Origin of the sequence: Streptomyces sp. NPDC060198 (assembly GCF_042728415.1) — a bacterium.
GTDB lineage: Bacteria > Actinomycetota > Actinomycetes > Streptomycetales > Streptomycetaceae > Streptomyces.
Genome location: NZ_JBHWZJ010000031.1, coordinates 1 through 16,723 on the forward strand (window position 1 = coordinate 1; position 16,723 = coordinate 16,723).

Annotated in this window: 15 protein-coding genes; 8 read left to right on the top strand and 7 right to left on the bottom strand. The window is 73.1% G+C overall.

All coding sequences use genetic code 11. From position 1 onward, the window contains the following. Positions 1-243: 243 nt before the first annotated feature. Positions 244-1,128, top strand: coding sequence for an alpha/beta fold hydrolase (locus tag ACFWEP_RS07160; protein ID WP_387366954.1), 885 nt, complete (start codon positions 244-246; stop codon positions 1,126-1,128). Positions 1,129-1,257: 129 nt separating this feature from the next. Here the strand turns inward: ACFWEP_RS07160 and ACFWEP_RS07165 are convergent, their stop codons facing one another. From ACFWEP_RS07165 to ACFWEP_RS07175, 3 genes are read right to left on the bottom strand one after another with little or no spacing between them, the layout of a single operon-like run. Further along, entirely contained in the window at positions 1,258-2,898 is a 1,641-nt protein-coding gene (locus ACFWEP_RS07165; protein WP_387366877.1) for a transporter, read from the bottom strand. Further along, positions 2,895-3,722, bottom strand: coding sequence for an ABC transporter ATP-binding protein (locus ACFWEP_RS07170; protein ID WP_387366880.1), 828 nt, complete (start codon positions 3,720-3,722; stop codon positions 2,895-2,897). The genes ACFWEP_RS07165 and ACFWEP_RS07170 overlap by 4 nt, the downstream gene beginning before the upstream one ends. Before the next feature lie 38 nt (positions 3,723-3,760). Further along, a complete protein-coding gene (locus ACFWEP_RS07175) occupies positions 3,761-4,447 on the bottom strand; it encodes a bifunctional DNA primase/polymerase (RefSeq protein WP_387366883.1) in 687 nt (228 codons plus the stop codon). A gap of 329 nt (positions 4,448-4,776) precedes the next feature. Here ACFWEP_RS07175 and ACFWEP_RS07180 point away from each other — a divergent pair, with 329 nt between their 5' ends. Both ACFWEP_RS07180 and ACFWEP_RS07185 read left to right on the top strand, forming a co-directional pair. After that, positions 4,777-6,159 carry a transcriptional regulator gene (locus ACFWEP_RS07180; RefSeq protein ID WP_387366886.1) on the top strand — a complete coding sequence of 461 codons (1,383 nt, stop codon included), beginning with the start codon at positions 4,777-4,779 and terminating at the stop codon, positions 6,157-6,159. Between the two features lie 379 nt (positions 6,160-6,538). After that, positions 6,539-8,017, top strand: a complete 1,479-nt coding sequence (locus ACFWEP_RS07185; RefSeq protein ID WP_387366888.1) for a hypothetical protein — start codon at positions 6,539-6,541, stop codon at positions 8,015-8,017. A 51-nt stretch (positions 8,018-8,068) separates the two neighbouring features. On the opposite strand, the gene ACFWEP_RS07190 is transcribed toward ACFWEP_RS07185, so the two are convergent. Continuing rightward, on the bottom strand, positions 8,069-9,376 hold the full coding sequence (locus ACFWEP_RS07190) for an ABC transporter substrate-binding protein (protein ID WP_387366891.1): 1,308 nt from the start codon (positions 9,374-9,376) through the stop codon (positions 8,069-8,071). A 174-nt stretch (positions 9,377-9,550) separates the two neighbouring features. Here ACFWEP_RS07190 and ACFWEP_RS07195 point away from each other — a divergent pair, with 174 nt between their 5' ends. Together ACFWEP_RS07195 and purU are read left to right on the top strand one after the other, a co-directional pair. Further along, positions 9,551-9,997: a hypothetical protein gene (locus ACFWEP_RS07195; RefSeq protein WP_328723785.1), complete on the top strand. Its 447-nt coding sequence runs from the start codon at positions 9,551-9,553 to the stop codon at positions 9,995-9,997. A 28-nt stretch (positions 9,998-10,025) separates the two neighbouring features. Next, positions 10,026-10,934 (top strand): formyltetrahydrofolate deformylase, encoded by a 909-nt coding sequence (gene purU, locus ACFWEP_RS07200; protein WP_387366894.1) that lies wholly within the window; start codon positions 10,026-10,028, stop codon positions 10,932-10,934. A 114-nt stretch (positions 10,935-11,048) separates the two neighbouring features. On the opposite strand, the gene ACFWEP_RS07205 is transcribed toward purU, so the two are convergent. Next, complete coding sequence (locus ACFWEP_RS07205; protein ID WP_387366897.1) at positions 11,049-12,506, bottom strand: maleylpyruvate isomerase N-terminal domain-containing protein; 1,458 nt, start codon at positions 12,504-12,506, stop codon at positions 11,049-11,051. Beyond that, complete coding sequence (locus tag ACFWEP_RS07210; RefSeq protein WP_387366899.1) at positions 12,503-13,099, bottom strand: RNA polymerase sigma factor; 597 nt, start codon at positions 13,097-13,099, stop codon at positions 12,503-12,505. Before ACFWEP_RS07210 ends, ACFWEP_RS07205 begins: the two co-directional genes overlap by 4 nt. 375 nt (positions 13,100-13,474) lie before the next feature. Here ACFWEP_RS07210 and ACFWEP_RS07215 point away from each other — a divergent pair, with 375 nt between their 5' ends. The 3 genes from ACFWEP_RS07215 (at position 13,475) to ACFWEP_RS07225 (ending at position 15,678) form a co-directional block, all read left to right on the top strand. Then, complete coding sequence (locus ACFWEP_RS07215; protein ID WP_387366902.1) at positions 13,475-13,849, top strand: STAS domain-containing protein; 375 nt, start codon at positions 13,475-13,477, stop codon at positions 13,847-13,849. Positions 13,850-13,954: 105 nt separating this feature from the next. After that, positions 13,955-14,518: an EF-hand domain-containing protein gene (locus ACFWEP_RS07220; RefSeq protein ID WP_387366905.1), complete on the top strand. Its 564-nt coding sequence runs from the start codon at positions 13,955-13,957 to the stop codon at positions 14,516-14,518. A 656-nt stretch (positions 14,519-15,174) separates the two neighbouring features. Next, positions 15,175-15,678 (top strand): ATP-binding protein, encoded by a 504-nt coding sequence (locus ACFWEP_RS07225; RefSeq protein WP_387366908.1) that lies wholly within the window; start codon positions 15,175-15,177, stop codon positions 15,676-15,678. Positions 15,679-15,722: 44 nt separating this feature from the next. Here the strand turns inward: ACFWEP_RS07225 and ACFWEP_RS07230 are convergent, their stop codons facing one another. Continuing rightward, positions 15,723-16,715, bottom strand: coding sequence for a GlxA family transcriptional regulator (locus tag ACFWEP_RS07230; RefSeq protein WP_387366957.1), 993 nt, complete (start codon positions 16,713-16,715; stop codon positions 15,723-15,725). Positions 16,716-16,723: the final 8 nt, after the last annotated feature.

A 16,723-nucleotide genomic window follows, 5' to 3' on the forward strand; every position in this document is an offset into this window, starting at 1 on the left:
GGGTCCGTCCTCCCCGGTGCCGACCCGGAGCCCCGAGCTCCCAGGGTCGTTCCTGCGGACCGTCATCCCCGAGCGGCCCGCTCCCCGCTGAACATCTCCCCAGGTCGGCGGCGGTCAATCATGGAACGTTGTCACCCGAACGAGCGGTGTTGAACGCCAGTCCTGCTGTTTTCGAATAAAGGTTCGATAGTGTGAGCGGCGAGGCCACCCGTGATCGAGAACCAGAAGGGGATGCCAGGACATATGGTGCGGCGCATCGATGTGACGGGCTCGGACGGAGTCCGGCTCGCGGCCTGGGAGTTCACCGATCCGCCCAAGGGGCGCGCGGACGAAACGAGTGCGCCGGGGGTCTTACTGCTGCACGGACTGATGGGCCGCGCGACCCACTGGGCCGCCCAGGCCCGCTGGCTCTCGGAGCGGTACCGCGTGGTCGGGCTCGACCAGCGCGGCCACGGCCGCAGTGAGAAGCCCGCGGACGGCCCGTACACCCGCGACGCGTACGTGGACGACGTCGAGAGCGCGGTCGAACAGCTCGGCCTGGGCCCGGTGACCCTCGTCGGGCACGCCATGGGAGCCCTCACCGCCTGGCAGTTCGCCGCCAAGCGCCCCGACCTGGTGCGCGCCCTGGTCATCTGCGACATGCGGGCCTCCGCGCCCGGCGCCGCCACCCAGCGCGAATGGAGCGGCTGGTTCGACTCCTGGCCGGTGCCCTTCGCGACCCTCGCCGACGTACGGAAGTGGTTCGGCGAGGACGATCCGTGGGTGGAGCGCCCCAACCCGGCGCGCGGCGAGTTCTTCGCCGAGGTGATGGCGGAGGGCGACGACGGCTGGCGGCCGGTCTTCTCGCGCCGCCAGATGCTGGAGTCCCGGGCGACCTGGGTGCTGGACGCCCACTGGGAGGAGCTGGCGCAGGTCCGCTGCCCGACGCTGGTGCTGCGCGGGATAGACGGCCAACTGGGCCGCGCCGAGGCCCAGGAGATGGTCCGGGTGCTGCCGCTCGGACAGTATGCCGAGGTCCCCGACGCCGGCCACCTCGCCCACTACGACCGCCCGGACGCCTGGCGCGCGGCCGTCGAACCCTTCCTGGAACAGCCGGCCGGGCCCGCCCCGGCGGCAGCGGTCTCCTGACGATCCCTCTCCCGACGACGCCCGGCCGGTCCCGACGACGCCCGGCCGGGCTCCGGGCGGGGGCCGAGCCCGTGCCCGGCTCGACGCCAGGCCGGCCCGCAGGCCCGCGCCCGGCCGCACGCGCCCGGCTCACCCCTTGCTGACCGCCGTGAGGATCTCCGGCAGCCGGGCCGCCGTGCGCGTCGCCGCGAGCCGCAGACCCGCCCAGGCGACGAGCACGCCGTACACCGCGCCCGCGGGCGCCATCAGCCACACCGACCGGGAGTCCGCCACGGTCACGGCGATCACCGGCGCCGCCACCACCACCGAACCGACCAGGCCCCCCAGGGAGGACAGCACGGCCAGTCCGCCCTGACCCGGCACCACGTTCTTGAAGCCGCCCTCCTGAGGGATCGAGTACGGGAAGAACGCCGACGCCGGCGCGCCCAGGCCGAGCATCGCGCCGAGCAGGGCGAGCAGCACGCCCATGACCCCGGCCAGCGAACCCCAGGCGTCGAGCATGACGGCGAGCGCCACGGCGACCAGCACCGTGTACGGCACGGCGACGGCCGCCAGTGCCAGGGCGCGCGCCCGCAGCTCCTCGTACGCGTCCCGGGGCGTCGAGATGGTCTGCGCCACCATCCAGAAGGCGGAGGTGTCCTGGCCGAACTGGTTGAACATCTGCATCCCGAGGAGCATCGGCGCGAAGCAGGCGAACCAGACCGAGCCGGCGCCCTGCAGGGCGTTGAAGACGGGCACGATCAGCCCGACCGCGAGCGAGGTGATCCAGGCAGCCTTCGTCTTCGGGTCCCGCAGGACGTACCGCAGGCTCCGGCCCATCACCGTACGGGTGCGGCCCTCGGGCAGCAGTCGGCCCAGCCTCGGGCGCCCGACGGCGCGGTCCTTCCCGCGCGACGGTCCGGCGGCGGCCACCGTCGAGCCGTCCGGGGCCGTCATCAGCGTCACCAGCCCGCGCCGCCACCACCACAGCAGAGCGGCCAGGGCCACCACCGAGACGAGGAGCTGCGCCACCGCCTCGCCGTACGCCCCACCGGACGCGGAGTCCACCGCGCCGATCGCCGAGGCGGCGGGCAGCCACCGCATCACACCGGCGGCCGGCTCCAGGGCGGAGAGCCCGCCCGCCGCGCCGATGCGCTGGGCGCCGAAGTTCACGAACTGCATGCCCACCGCGATCACCAGCCCGCTCAGCACCGCGAGATCGCGGCCCTTGCGCGAGGTCAGCAGCCGGATGTTCGCCGTGGCGACGGACCGGGCCAGCGCCACGCAGATCAGCAGCGCCAGCGGTACGGCGACCACCCCGACGACCACCGCCCCCGCCCCGTGCGCCACCGCGAGCACCGACCCCACCAGCAGGCAGAGCGCGAACAGCGGCCCGATGCCGACGAGCGAGGCGGCCAGCAGGGCCCGCACGAGCGGACGCGGCCGGAGCGGCAGCATCACCAGCCGGCTCGGGTCGAGCGTCTCGTCCCCGCTCGGGAAGAACAGCGGCAGCACCGCCCACCCGAGCGCGAGCACCCCGGTGGCCAGCACCGCCACGGTGGCCGCGTCCCGGCCCTCGCCACGCAGCAGCACCAGCCCCAGTAGCTGCCCCGCCGCGATCAGGACCACCACGACCAGGGACACCACGAACGCGGCCAGCCGCCCGGCCGACTGCCGCAGCCCGTTGCGGAGCAGCGCCAGCTTGAGCCGTACGAAGAGGGCGACCAGCCCCTCGCTCCCGGCGACCGGGGCGACCGGGGCGGGGCCGGAGGGGACGTCGAGGACGCTCATCGGCCGCCGCCGAGCCAGTCGAGGCCGTCCGCGCCGTCCACCGCACGCGCGCCCACCAGGTCCAGGAACGCCTGCTGGAGCGAGGGGGCTTCGCCCCGCACCTCGGCGAGCGGCCCCTGCGCCTTGATCCGGCCCGCCGCCATCACCGCGACCCAGTCGCAGAGCGACTCGACCAGCTCCATCACATGGCTGGAGAAGACGACGGTCGCCCCGGACCGCGTGTAGCGCTCCAGCACTCCTCGGATGACCTGCGCGGAGACCGGGTCGACCCCCTCGAACGGCTCGTCCAGGAAGAGCACTTCGGGATTGTGCAGCAGGGCCGCCGCCAGACCGATCTTCTTCCGCATGCCGGTCGAGTAGTCGACCACCAGCTTGTGCCGTGCGTCGCCCAGATCGAGCACGTCCAGCAGCTGGGAGGCCCGCTTGTCGGTCTCGGCGCCGGAGATCCCGCGCAACCTGCCGTTGTAGGCGAGGAGTTCCTGGCCGGAGAGCCGCTCGAAGAGCCGCAGCCCCTCGGGCAGCACCCCGATCCGCGACTTCACCGCGACCGGATCGGTCCACACGTCGTGGCCGCCGATCTCGACCTTCCCCATGTCGGGCCGCAGCAGCCCCGTCACCATGGAGAGCGTGGTCGTCTTGCCCGCGCCGTTCGGCCCGACCAGCCCGATGAACCGGCCCGCAGGCAGGTCCAGATCGATCCCGGAGACGGCCGTCTGCCGGCCGAACCTCTTCCACAGCCCCCGCACCCGCACGGCGGGCACCGGTCCCGCCGGGTCGGCCGTCTCGCGGGGCGGGGCGTTCTCGGCTTCGGTCCGGTCAGACATGGCACGACCTCTCGGTATCCCCACAGGTGGGGACCACCTTACGAAAGGCGCGTCCGCGCGTCCGCCGCTTCGCGCGCACAGGCGTACGACAACGGGCTGACGAGTTCCTCGGCTTCGGGCAGCCAGCGGTTCGCGGCGGTGGGGCGACGGGCCCACTGGACCGCGCCCCGGCCGCCGACCCGGGTCGGCGGGGCTGCGATGTAGTGGCCCTCGCCCCGGGCGACGAGGTCGATCGACGCGGCGTTCCAGCCGAGGTGCATGACGAGGTCGGGGACCTTGGCGGCGGCACCGGGGGAGACGAAGAAGAGCATGCGGCGGTCGGGCGTGCAGGTGGCCGGGCCGAGCGTCAGCTCCATCCGCTCCATCCGCGCGAGCGCCAGGAAGCCCGCCGACTCCGGTACGTCGATCACGTCGAAGCTCCGGCCGGTCGGCAACAGGATGGCGGAGGAAGGGTGCTTGGACCACATCCGGCGGGCCGCCGCCCCGCTGCCGGTCGCCGCTCCCGCCCAGTCGGGCCGCAGGGCGTGCGCGCCGGGCAGCGCGCAGTGCGCGTCCCCGCAGCAGCACTGCTCGTGCCCGTCCACCGCCTCCAGCCAGCTGCCCGGGAAGACGTCCCAGTGGCGTTCCTCCGTGTAGCGGACGGCGGCGTCGAGCAGTTGCTCGCCGCGCTGCGGGGGGAGCGGGGCGTTTCCCGTGAGTGTGATCGGCTTTTCCACGTCCAGCACAACTCCCCGCACCACCGGTGGTTACGGCCGCCCCCCGCAGCCGTGCCGGTGCACAGGCACCGCATATGGGGCGCACGGGTGCACGGGCGGGGGCGCGTGCGGGGCCGGGCGCCCATGTGCGGGTAGGGAATGCCAGGGCCGTGCGTCGGCCCGGCCTCCGGGCTGTTCCGGGGCGGCGGAGCGGGACGCGCGGGTCTTTTGCGTGAAGTGGCCGAAAAACAGCAGCTCTCATGCTGGTCGTACCGAATACAGAGGAATGGGCGCATTGCTTGCGCCGACGACGGGCAGTGATGCCACCACCTACTACCGCGCTCTCCAGGGGGACGTACATGGCAGCCAGACCACTCGTAGCCCGACAGCCGAACGAAAGGCTCCAGACGCTCATCCAGGAGGCGGCCTGTTCCAACGCGGGCCTGGCGCGCAGGGTCAACATGGTCGGCGCGGAACGGGGGCTCGATCTCCGGTACGACAAGACCTCCGTGGCCCGCTGGCTGCGCGGGCAGCAGCCCCGGGGCCGGGCGCCGGGGATCATCGCCGAGGCAATCGGCCGCAAGCTCGGCCGCACGGTCACCATCGACGAGATCGGCATGGCCAACGGCAAGAACCTCGCCTCCGGCGTCGGCCTCCAGTTCGCCCCGACCGTGCTCGGGGCGATCGAGCAGGTCTGCGAGCTGTGGCGCAGTGACGTGGGCCGCCGCGACCTGCTCTCCGGCTCCACCGTCGCCTCCTCCGCGCTGGTCGAGCCCAGCCGGGACTGGCTGATCACCGGGACCGACTCCCAGGTCGCCCGCAACGCCGGCGCCCGGGTGGGGCGTTCGGACGTGGAAGCGGTGCGTGCCATGACGGCCGCACTGGTCGACCTCGACCACCGGTTCGGCAGCGGGCACGTCCGCCCGGTGCTGGTCCACTACCTCAACAGCGTGGTCTCCGGGCTGCTTTCGGGGGCGTACCGCGAGTCGGTGGGACGGGAGTTGTTCGCGGCCGTGGCCCGACTCACCGAACTGGGCGGCTACATGGCCATCGACACCGGGCAACCCGGGCTGGCCCAGCGCTACTACATCCAGGCCCTGCGCCTCGCGCAGGCGGCGGGCGACCGGGCGTACGGCGGCTACGTGCTGGCCGCCTCGATGAGTCACCTCGCCGCCCAGCTCGGCAACCCCCGTGAGATCGCGCAGCTCGCCCGCGCGGCCCAGGAGGGCGCGCGCGGCCAGGTGACGCCGCGGGCGGAGTCGATGTTCCTCGCCGCGGAGGCGCGCGGGCACGCGGCTCTGGGCGACGCCGCCACCTGCGAGGAGGTGGCCGGCCGTGCGGTGGAGGCGCTGGAGCGGGCCGGTACGGACACCGGCGACGACCCGTCGTGGATCGCGCACTTCGACGAGGGGTACCTCGCGGACGAACTCGCGCACTGCCACCGTGATCTGGGTCAGGGCACCGCTGCGGCCCGCCGGGCCAAGGAGGCGCTCGCCGCGCTTCCGGAGACCAGGGCGCGCCGGCGCGGCATCGCCCTGGTGCTTCTCGCCACCGCCCAGGTTCAGCAGCGTGAGGTCGAACAGGCCTGCTACACGGGCCTGCGGGCGGTGGAGCTGCTGGAGACGGTGCGTTCCAGCCGGGGCGCGGAGTACCTGGACGACCTCCAGCAGCGGCTGCTGCCGTACGGGGAGGAGTCGGCGGTCCGGGAGTTCAGCGCACGCCTGGATCTCCAGGCCGCCTGAGGGACGCCCAGGGGGCGGGAGCAGCGCGCGGGACGGACCGCCGCGCGCGCCGTACGGGAAGGTGTGCGCCGACCGCACTCCGGTACGGCGCGTGCCCCGGTGCCCGACGGCGTGGCGGAAGTCTCAGGGCTGTCCCGCGGTTCCCGGCGGGTGCGCGCCGACAGCCACGGCGCCGTGCCGCGTCTTGGCGCTCCTGAGCTGCTGGTTCGTCCCCCGTACGAGAGCCCGGTATCCGGAGTCCTCCGTTCGCCTCCCGGGCCGTCGAGAAGCCGTACGGCTGGTGAAGGGACGGTGCGGGGCGCGGACGCGCTTGGCGAAGCCGGGCAATCACCCGATAGCGTGAGCCGACGTTTTCGTTGGTTGACACGTAGGAGTCCCGGTGACGCAGAGCGGACAGGGTGACGATCAGCAGCTCCCAGCTGTACGGCCCGCCCACGAAGGTGTCGTGCTGCCCGCGGACGGTGGTGCCCCCTGGAACCCCGCTGCCGCGGACGGCCGGCCACAGGAGTCCGCCCCGGCGGGCGGCTCGCCGTGGGACGGCCAGGCGTGGGGGTCCCAGCCGCCACCGCAGCAGCACCCGGGTGACCCGGCGCAGTCGTACCAGCAGCAGGGCGGCTATCCGCAGTCCGGCGGCTACGGCACGCACGACCCGTACCAGCAGGCCCAGCAGGCGCAGTACCTGCCGGCGTCCGGCGGTTACCAGGGTGGGCAGCCGAACACCTATCAGCAGCCCCCGCAGGGGCAGCCGATGCCGCCGGCGCAGCCGCAGCCGTACGCGCAGCCGCTGCCGCCGGAGGCCGTACCGGGCAGGGCGCCGGGCGGGGACTCCGACGCCACGCAGTTCATCGCACCGGTGCCGGCCGGGCCGGACGGCGACGCGACCCAGTACATCCCGCCGACTCCCGCCGCCCCGTACGACATACGCCCGGGGGCGCCGGAGGACCGGCGGCCCCCCTCGGAGTTCGACAACCTCTTCCGCAGCGACGAACCGGCCGGCGCCACCACGCAGATGCCCCGGGTCGACCCCGCGCACCAGCAGCCGCCCGCGCACCAGCAGTACGGTCACCCGCAGGGCCAGCCGCAAGGACAGTCGCAGGGACAGCCGCAGGGCTATCCGGGCGGCCAACTCCCGCCCCGCGCCCAGCAGCAGGGATACACGACCGGCTACCAGGGCCCCCAGGGGCCGTACGAGACCCCCCAGGCCGCGTACGAGCCCGAGCCCGAGCCGCGCCGGAGGTCGGCGCACATCCCGCTCATCGCGGCCGTGGTGGTCGGCTGTGCGGTCGTCGGCCTCGGCGCCGGTGCGCTGCTGAGCGGCGGCGGCGACTCGAAGGACGACAAGCAGCCCGTGGCCTCGGCGAGTTCGCCCGGCGCAGACTCCTCGGCGCCCGCCGCCGAGGATCTGGCGAAGCCGCAGGCGGTGGAGCTGGACAAGCTCCTCGCCGACAGCAACAACAGCCGGGAGACGGTGATCGGGGCCGTCGAGAAGATCAAGAACTGCAAGGACCTGGACCAGGCGGCATCCGACCTCGAGGGCGCCGCCCAGCAGCGCCGCGATCTGGTGACCCGGCTGAAGAGCGTGGCGATCGACCAACTGCCGGACAACGCCGCGCTCGCCTCTTCCCTGACCCGAGCCTGGGAGGCTTCGGCCTCGGCCGACGAGCACTACGCGAACTGGGCGCATCAGGCGAAGGGCAAGAAGGCGTGCAAGGGCGGCAAGGCCGCCGGCACCAATGAGACGAGCAGGGCGGGCGTGAAGAGCGGCGAGGCGACCACCGCCAAGAAGCAGGCGTCCGGCCTGTGGAACTCCATCGCCGAGAAGTACGGCCTCACCAGCCGCGCCTACACGGAGCTCTGAGTCCCCCGAGGTGCCGCGAAGCGCCCCCGGAGCCCCGGGCTCCGGGGCCGCTCAGCCCCGTACGGCCTTGGCGTCCGACAGGGTCTCCGTGACGTCCGTGAACCCCTTCTTCTGCGACACCAGCCGGCCCCCGTGGACCACCTGGAAGGTGACCTGGCCGTTGACGATCCGGGGGTACGCGGCCGAGCCGAGCATGTCCTGGTAGCGCCAGCGCAGTTGCGGGGTGAGGCCGCCGGTGTCCACCTTCAGCCCGTGGTTCAGCACCGAGGTGACCGCCGACGCGCTCACCCCGCCGTCACCCAGCGCTTCGACGGCCGCCTCCAGCACGGTGTACGCGATCCAGGTGGTCTGCACGGCCGAGTCCGCGGGATCGATGCTGTCGTCCTCGAAGGCGTACTTCCGGACAGCCTCGCGCAGGTCGCTCCAGCGCGCGTCCGAGGACACGGGGTACCACCCGGTGACGAGCGCTCCCTCGAAGGGGCTGTTCCGGCCGCCGGTGCTGTCGATGAGCGGCTGGCTGACGCTGCCCAGCACCGAGGAGATCCTGACTCCGCCCTCGTTCGAGGGAAGCCGGCGGAAGGAGTCGAAGAAGGTGCCGGTGCGTTCGCCGAGGACCGCGGTGACACAGCCGTCCCCGGCCGCGTCGAGGGCCTTCGTGGCCTCGGAGTCGTACGAGGTCGCCGACTCGGGGGCCACCACGTCGGTGGCGGCGTGCCGGTGGTCCAGGGCCAGTCCGGCGTCGAACAGCGTCGCCATGCTGTCTCCGACGATGGAGTCCGGGCGGACCAGCGACACCTTCTCGCAGGAGCCCGCCAGTTGTCTGCCGTTGCCCGCCAACAGCGCCGCCTGCCCGCCGTTGACCGGGTACGACACGAAGCTCTGGAACTCCTCGTCGGACGCGCCGTAGCCGCCGATGTACGGGATGCCCGCCGCCTCCAGCGGCGCCATGAAGGTCTGGCCGTGCCGGCTGTAGGAACCGACCACCGCCGCGACGTCCCGGTCGACCGCCTCGCGCGCGCACTTCTCGGCGCCGGCGAGCGAGTCCTCCTCGTCGCAGGTGAGCACCTTCAGCTCGTGCCCGCCGATGCCGCCCCGCCCGTTGATCCACTTCGCGTAGGTGGTGGCGGTGGCCGTCACTCCGGCCATCGTGACGGAGTCCGCGTCCTCGGAAGCGCCCGGGGCCCAGGTCATCACCGTGACCGTGCCGTCGGAGTCCGCGGCCGCGCCGGGGAGCGCCCCGCAGCCGGACAGCAGCAGTGCTCCGGCCGCCGCCGCCGCTCCGACGACGAGCCGGCGCGTGCCCGGGGAAGCGGGAGAGTCGAAGAAGCGGAGAAGGGGGGCGCGCAGCCGTCCGGTCATGGACACGGAGCCTGCCGGGCCCCGGGTAACGGCGCTGTGTGCGACAGGCAACGGGACGTGACCGGACGGTGAATTCCGGGGGCCCGCACGTACCCGGCGCGAGGGAACGTACGATCGACAACCGTGCACCAAGGTTCGGAGAACACTTCCCGTCGAGGCCGCCGCTCCACCACCATGGACGGCATGCCGCTCAATGACATGCCCTGGTGGCGCTGGCGCAGCAACGTGCGCTCGGCGCTGCACATGCTCTCCGACCCCGTCTTCCACCACGAGTGCTGGCTGGCCGGCCGGGAAGGGTACGGCGACGTCACCGACGCCGTGTACCGCCTGGTCGAGGACACCTGGCTGGACAACTGGTCCGCCGAGAAGTACATCGGCACGATCTTCCGCGACCCGGCCGAGGCCGCCGCCGTGGACGCCGCCGTGCTGCGGGTGCTGCGCATCATGCACCAGGTCGGCGCGGACGCCCCCGTCTCCGCCTACCTGGAGCACGCGGGATGGCCGGAGGCCGTCCAGACCACCCGCGAGGCCCATGTGCTGCTCGCCACCAACGACGGCGACGACCCCGACGTCCCGCCGCGCTCTCTGGACGTCCTCCGCATCATGACCAGATCGGCCTGAGGCCCGGCGGGTGTGGCAATCTACGGGGATGACCGCGCCGCAGCCCGCTTCCCCCGCCCCGGACGCCCCGGTAGTCGCTTCCGAGAGCTCCGAAAGTTATGTTCTCGTGCTGTCCTGCCCGGACAAACAGGGCATCGTGCACGCCGTGTCGAGCTATCTCTTCATGACCGGCTGCAACATCGAGGACAGCCAGCAGTTCGGTGACCACGACACGGGCCTGTTCTTCATGCGGGTCCACTTCTCGGCGTCCTCGCCGGTGTCGGTGGAGAAGCTTCGGGCGAGCTTCGCCGCGATCGGCGACTCCTTCCACATGGAGTGGCAGATCCACCTCGCGTCGGAGCGGATGCGGGTGGTGCTGATGGTCAGCAAGTTCGGGCACTGCCTGAACGACCTGCTGTTCCGGTCCCGGATCGGCGCGCTGCCGGTGGAGATCGCGGCCGTCGTCTCCAACCACGAGGACTTCGCCGAGCTGGTCGGTTCCTACGGCGTGCCCTTCCGGCACATCCCCGTCACCCGGGACACCAAGGCAGAAGCCGAGGCCGAGCTGCTGGAGCTGGTCCGCGCGGAGAACGTCGAACTCGTCGTCCTCGCCCGCTACATGCAGGTCCTCTCCGACGACCTCTGCAAGGCGCTCAGCGGCCGGATCATCAACATCCACCACTCCTTCCTGCCGAGCTTCAAGGGCGCACGCCCCTACCACCAGGCGCACGCGCGGGGCGTGAAGCTGATCGGCGCGACCGCCCACTACGTGACGGCCGACCTCGACGAGGGGCCGATCATCGAGCAGGAGGTCGAGCGCGTGGGCCACGGCGTCACCCCGGACCAACTGGTCGCGATCGGCCGGGACGTGGAGTGCCAGGCCCTCGCCCGCGCGGTGAAGTGGCACGCGGAACGGCGCATCCTGCTCAACGGCCGCCGCACGGTGGTCTTCGCCTGAGCGGCAGCCGGGTGCCCGGCGACCGGACGCGGTCGGGCCGCCCGCCCGCGTCACACCCGGGCCGCGTGCCGGCGGGCGCGCGTCACGGCCGGGCCGCGTCGCACCCCGGACGTGTCACAACCGGCTGAGCGAGGCCGCCGCGTACAGCACGTCCTTGATGGCCTGACGGTCACCGATCCGCCCCACCGCGGCCTCCACCGGCGGCACATGGCCCGCGACCAGCTCGCAGAACTCCACGCCGTCCAGGGCGATCTGCGCCACCGTGTGGTCGGCCGAGCCGACCGCGGCGGGCGAGTCCAGCGGGATGTACCAGTTCCCGCCGCCCCGGCCCTCCACTTCGAGGTGGAGCGAGCGCCCCGGGGAACCCGCCGCGACCAGCTCCTTCGCGGGCGCGGCCAGCCCCGCCCGGCGCCGTACCGCCAGCGCACCGGGCAACAGCCGGGCGGCCAGGTCGACCATCCGGTTCAGGTGCCCCGCGGCCGGCGGGTCGTACGGGTAGTGGACCGCCCGCGCGATGTCCCAGCCGTGCACCCAGCACTCGAAGGCCCGCTCCACCAGCGAGTCCCGGACCGACAGCGAGAAGCTCCCGTACGAGACGGAGTCGTCCGCCACCGCGTGCTCGGCGAACGAGACCGTACGCAGCAGGGTGTGGTTCAGCTCGCGCCACGGCGTACGGATGGACCGGGTCGCCGGGCGGGCCGACTCCGACCAGATCGCCTCCGTGCGCGCGACCGGGTTACGGGCCAGGTCCCGCCCGCCCAGCGGATCGGGCAGCCCGAGCGCGTCGGCCACGAGGCCGTCGACGGCCAGCAGATGGGCGATCACCCCGGCCACCGTCGTCTTCCGGGTGGCGGGCTTCTCGTCCTCGAACCACCGCAGCCGCACCGGGGCGTGCCACTCGGCGTCGCCGATGTCCCGGAGCAGCGCGTCGAGCCGCGCGGTCTCCGCGTCGTAGGGCGCCGCCCACTCCGGAAGCGGGATCCCGGCCGGACGCCGTTCGAGGCAGCTCTCGATGACCCGGGTGCGGAGCTTCGGGTCGAGGTCCAGCGAACGGTCGGTGTGCAGCAGCCCCACCGCGTCCCGCAGCCGCGTCCCCTCCTCGCGGCAGGGCAGACAGCCGGCGAGGTGCTCCTCCACGGCCGCGCCCTCCTCGGCCGAACAGGCGGCCAGCGCCCACGCGCCGAGCATCGAGCGCAGCGCGGAGTGCGAGGCTTCGGGCACCGGGACCACCGGCACGGGGACGGTCGGCAGCACGAACGGGGGCGGCTCCGGACGGCGGCGTGGCCGCGGCAGGGCTTCCACCTCTTCCTCCGGGTCCGCCTCCGCGTCCGGCCCGTCCTCCGCCTCCGACCCGTCCTCCGCCTCCGCGTCCGGCCCGTTCTCGGGCACGGACAGGTCCCCCGCGTCGGTGAGGTCCGCGAGGTCGGTCAGGTCCGAGGGGAGCACCGGCCTCGGTACGGAGTCGAGGGCCAGGTCGTCCGGGGCGCTGCGCGGGCCCGGTATCCGCCGGGTGCGCCGCACGTCGTCCCCCGCACCCCCGGTTCCGCCGCTGCCGTCGCCGTGGCCGCTCACAGGGCACGTCCGTAGCCGGGCGGCGAGAAACCGTCCGCCGTGGCGAGATTCGCCGTCGAGAGGAGCTGGAGTCCGAGCCGCAGCCGGCGGCGGGCCTCGATCTCGGTCACCCCGAGGTCGGCGGCGGCCTGCCGGTAGTCGCGGCGCTGGATGTAGGCGAGTTCCAGCGCGGCCCGCAGTGGTTCGGGCATGGTGGCCGCGATGTAGTCGGCGCGGGCCGCGGCGGTCGCCCTGCGCAGACGTTCGTCCAGCTCGGAGGTGTCCGGCGGGCCGTCGCTCCGGCCGTCGGGCCCCTCGTACGCGTCGCGCTCCGCCGAGCGCAGCCGCTCCACCGAACGCCGGTGGGCCAGCCGCGCCACCCAGGACCGCATGGAGCCCAGCCGGGGATCGTAGGCGTCCGGGTTCTCCCATACATGGGCGAAGACCTCGCGGGTCACGATGTCGGCGGCGTCCTCGTCGTCCAGCATCCGGTTGGCCTGGCTGTGGACGAGTGCGGCGAACCGGTCGTAGAGCTCGCCGAGGGCCGCCGCCTCGCCGCGCGCCAGCCGTTGCTGCATCCTGCGGTCCCAGCGGGGAGGTGCGCCGTACGCCATGAAACCCCCAGCCCTGCGCCCTGCGGTCGGTCCCGAAACGTGCCCCCGTGCCTCTCGTGCACCTTGAATGTAGTGCGCGACCCCGTCCGAACACGAACCTTTGCGCCAACTACCTCGTGGCGGGCCGTTGAATGGTAAAGGGGCCCGGTGACGGAAGGGCGGGCGGCGGGCGGGCTGCCGGTGCCATCGGGGCGGGGGCGTGCGGTAGGGCTTCTTGCCGGTCCTGGCCCCCGCAAACCCGCGTGCGCACAGAAGAGTGGCTCGGTGTTTCATGGAGGGGCGAATGGGCAGCCGCGAGGAGGAACGGAATCCTCCGCATCGACACCGGTCCGGTACCGGTCTCGTCGGGAGCCCCGGAACGAGAGGTCCAGTCGCGTGACGCTGAAGGTGGACGAGGCCGAGCAGGGCGGTTGGACCGTGCTCCGGATAAACGGCGAGCTCGACCTGGTGACGTCACCCGTCGTCCGTAGTTCCGTGCACGGAGCCGTCGCGGCGGGGCGGCATCAGGTCGTCCTCGACCTGACGGACGTACTTTTCTGCGACTCCAGCGGCGTCGGGGTGCTGATCGCCTCCCGCCGGCTGATGAAGTCCTGCGGTGGCCGGCTGCGGCTGATCCTGCCTGCCCGGGGAGCCGAGGACGGCTCCCACGTCAACCGGGTGCTCGCCGCGCTGGGCGTGCGCCGGCTCTTCGAGGTCTATCCCGACGCGGACGCCGCCGTCGACGAGACCGCTCTCCCGCTGCCCGCCTGACAGTCCGACGGATGACGGGTTCGGTGCGGTTGTCATACCGCTTTGTCACATTGCTGTCTTGCCGCAGTGACACGTGACGACGTCGGGCGTCGTACGCTCCCCGCTATGGACAGCGCAGAATACGAGCGCAAGATCGCGCACCGCTTCGCCGCCTTCGACCAGGACGGCAGTGGCTACATCGACCGGACCGACTTCAACGCCGCCGCGGCCCGACTGCTTGCCGAGTTCGGCACGACGGCCCGGTGCGACCGGGGGCAGGCTCTCTACAGCGGGGCGGAGGCCTTCTGGCAGGGGATGGCCGGGATCGCGGACGTGGACGGTGACCAGCGGGTCAGCCGCGAGGAGTTCGTGGGCGGGGCGGTGAAGCGGCTGCGGGACAGCCCCGAACGGTTCGCGGAGATCGCCCGCCCCTTCCTGCGCGCGGCCATCGACGTCGCCGCCGCCGACGGCGCCCACGCCTCCTTCGGCGCCCCGGTCCGGGGAGCCTCGGCCACCGGTACGGCTCCGGTCGACGCGGTGGAGCGGGCCCTGCGGGTGCTCGGCGCGGACGCGGACATCGCGCGCGTCGCCGCCCGGAGCCTGGACACCGATCAGGACGGGCTCGTCGCGGAGGACGACGCCGTGGCGGCCCTCGCCGCGTACGTCACCGTGGTCGAGCCGGACGCCTGACGCGGGAGGGCCGGACGCGGCAACGCCGGATGCCGGAGCGTGGGGTCGGGCCGTACATGTGAGCCCCCCGCGCTCCGGCCGCGCACTCCGTGGTGCGCCGGGCGTGCGGGTGGGCGTGCATTCGCTCAGGCGTCCTGCCTCCTCCTTCGCGCAGATGTCCGGCCCGGTCGTCCGCGGGCGCCGGAGCGAACCGTTCCGCCAGGGGTGAGCCCGGTCCCCGCACACGGTGACGTGCGGTGACGTAGGGAGGCCACCCCTCGCGCCGGTTCTGCGACGCCCCGTGGCCGGGTCGTCACCGGCAGGAGTCGTCGGCGTGCTCGGGTACGCTCCGTGGGATGCGAGAGCTAGTGGAACCGGACGCTCCGGAGGCGGCCCGCGCGGCGGCCGAGGGCCGGGTGCGGTGCCTTGCTCGTACCTCAGGGAGCTGCACCGGGCCGGGCCGGACGGCGATGCCGCGGGCGCGGAGGGCCGTCTGGGCGGCCTCCGGCCGAGAGCGTCGCACAGTATGCACCACGCGTACTCCTTCGCGCGTGAATATGCCCGAAGCGCTTGTTGCGGTGACTGTACGTCAACCATGCTGTCGCGCACAGGAATCACGTTCCGTGATCCTGAGGAGGCGCGAGGCGATGTGTCCGCCGGTTCGGATGGTGTGAGCGGTGCAGGTGCTTCAGGTTCAGCTGGAGGTCGGGGCGGATCCCGCAGAGGTGGGACGTGCCCGCAGATGGGCGCGGTCGCGCCTGGAGGGGTCGGGGATAAGGGACGACGAGCCGCTCGCCGAGACGCTCATCCTCCTGATCTCGGAACTGGTCACCAACGCGGTGGTGCACACGGGCTGTCCGGCCGTACTGCGGATGCTCTTCGGCCCGACCGGTGCGCCGGGGGCGGGCGGCACCGTGCGCGTGGAGGTGGCGGACGCGAGCGCCCGCCCGCCGAAGCAGCGTCACGCGGAGGGCGACGACACCAACGGGCGCGGCCTGGAGCTGGTCGACGGGCTCGCCGACCGCTGGGGCTGGATGCCCGAGGGCACCGGGAAGCAGATCTGGTGCGAGGTCGACCGGCACGGCCGCGCGGCGTCCCAGGCGCGTGCGGAGGACCCGGCCGCGCTCGACGCCTACGACCCGCTGCTCGCCTTCAGCGATCTCTATCCCGATCTGACCTGACAGCCCTGAAGCGTGTTGCGACACGTTTGAGGGCCCGTACCGAGTCACCCCCGGACGTCGGTGGCCGCGCGGAAGGTCCTGCGGTAGACGGTCGGGGGGACGCCCAGGGCGGCCTGGAAGTGCTGGCGGAGCGAGGTCGCGGTGCCGAAACCGGACTGGTGGGCGATCTGGTCGACGGTGAGGCCGGAGGACTCCAGGAGCCGGCGGGCGTGTTCCACCCGCTGCTGGGTGATCCACTGGCCGGGGCTGATTCCGGCCTCCTCGCGGAAGCGGCGGGTGAAGGTCCGTACGCTCATCGACTCGCGCTCCGCCATGTCCCGCAGCTGGATCGGCCGGTCCAGGCGGTCGAGCGCCCAGGCCCTGGCCGCGGTCGTGGTGGCGAACCGGGTTTCGGGGACCGGGCGTTGGATGAACTGGCGCTGGCCGCCGTCCCGGTGCGGTGGTACGACCGTGCGGCGCGCCACGTCGTTGGCGACGGCGGTGCCGTGGTCGCGTCGCACGAGGTGCAGACAGAGATCGAGGCCCGCGGCCACACCGGCGGAGGTGAGCACGTCCCCGTCGTCCACGAAGAGCACGTCCGGATCGACCCGGACCTTCGGGAAGAGCCGCTGGAAGTGGTCGGCGGACGCCCAGTGGGTGGTGGCGGGGCGGCCGTCCAGCCGGCCGGCGGCGGCGAGGACGTACCCGCCGGTGCAGATGGCGACCAGCCGGGTGCCGGGCCGGATGCGGGCGAAGGCGGCGGTGAGTTCGCCGGTCAGCCGGCCCTCGTCGTACACCGGGCCCAGTTCGTACGAGGCGGGGACCACGACCGTGTCGGCTTCCGCGAGGGCCTCGGGGCCGTTGCGGACCATCACCGCGAAGTCCGCGTCCGTCTGCACCGGGCCGGGCGGCCGGACGGAGCAGGTGACGACTTCGTAGAGCGGCTCACCCTCGCCGACGGGCCCGAGGCACCGGGCGATCCCGAAGATCCGCTGCGGGATGCCCAGTTCGAAGGGGATCACTCCGTCCAGCGCGAGCACCACCACACGGTGGACCACGACCGCCT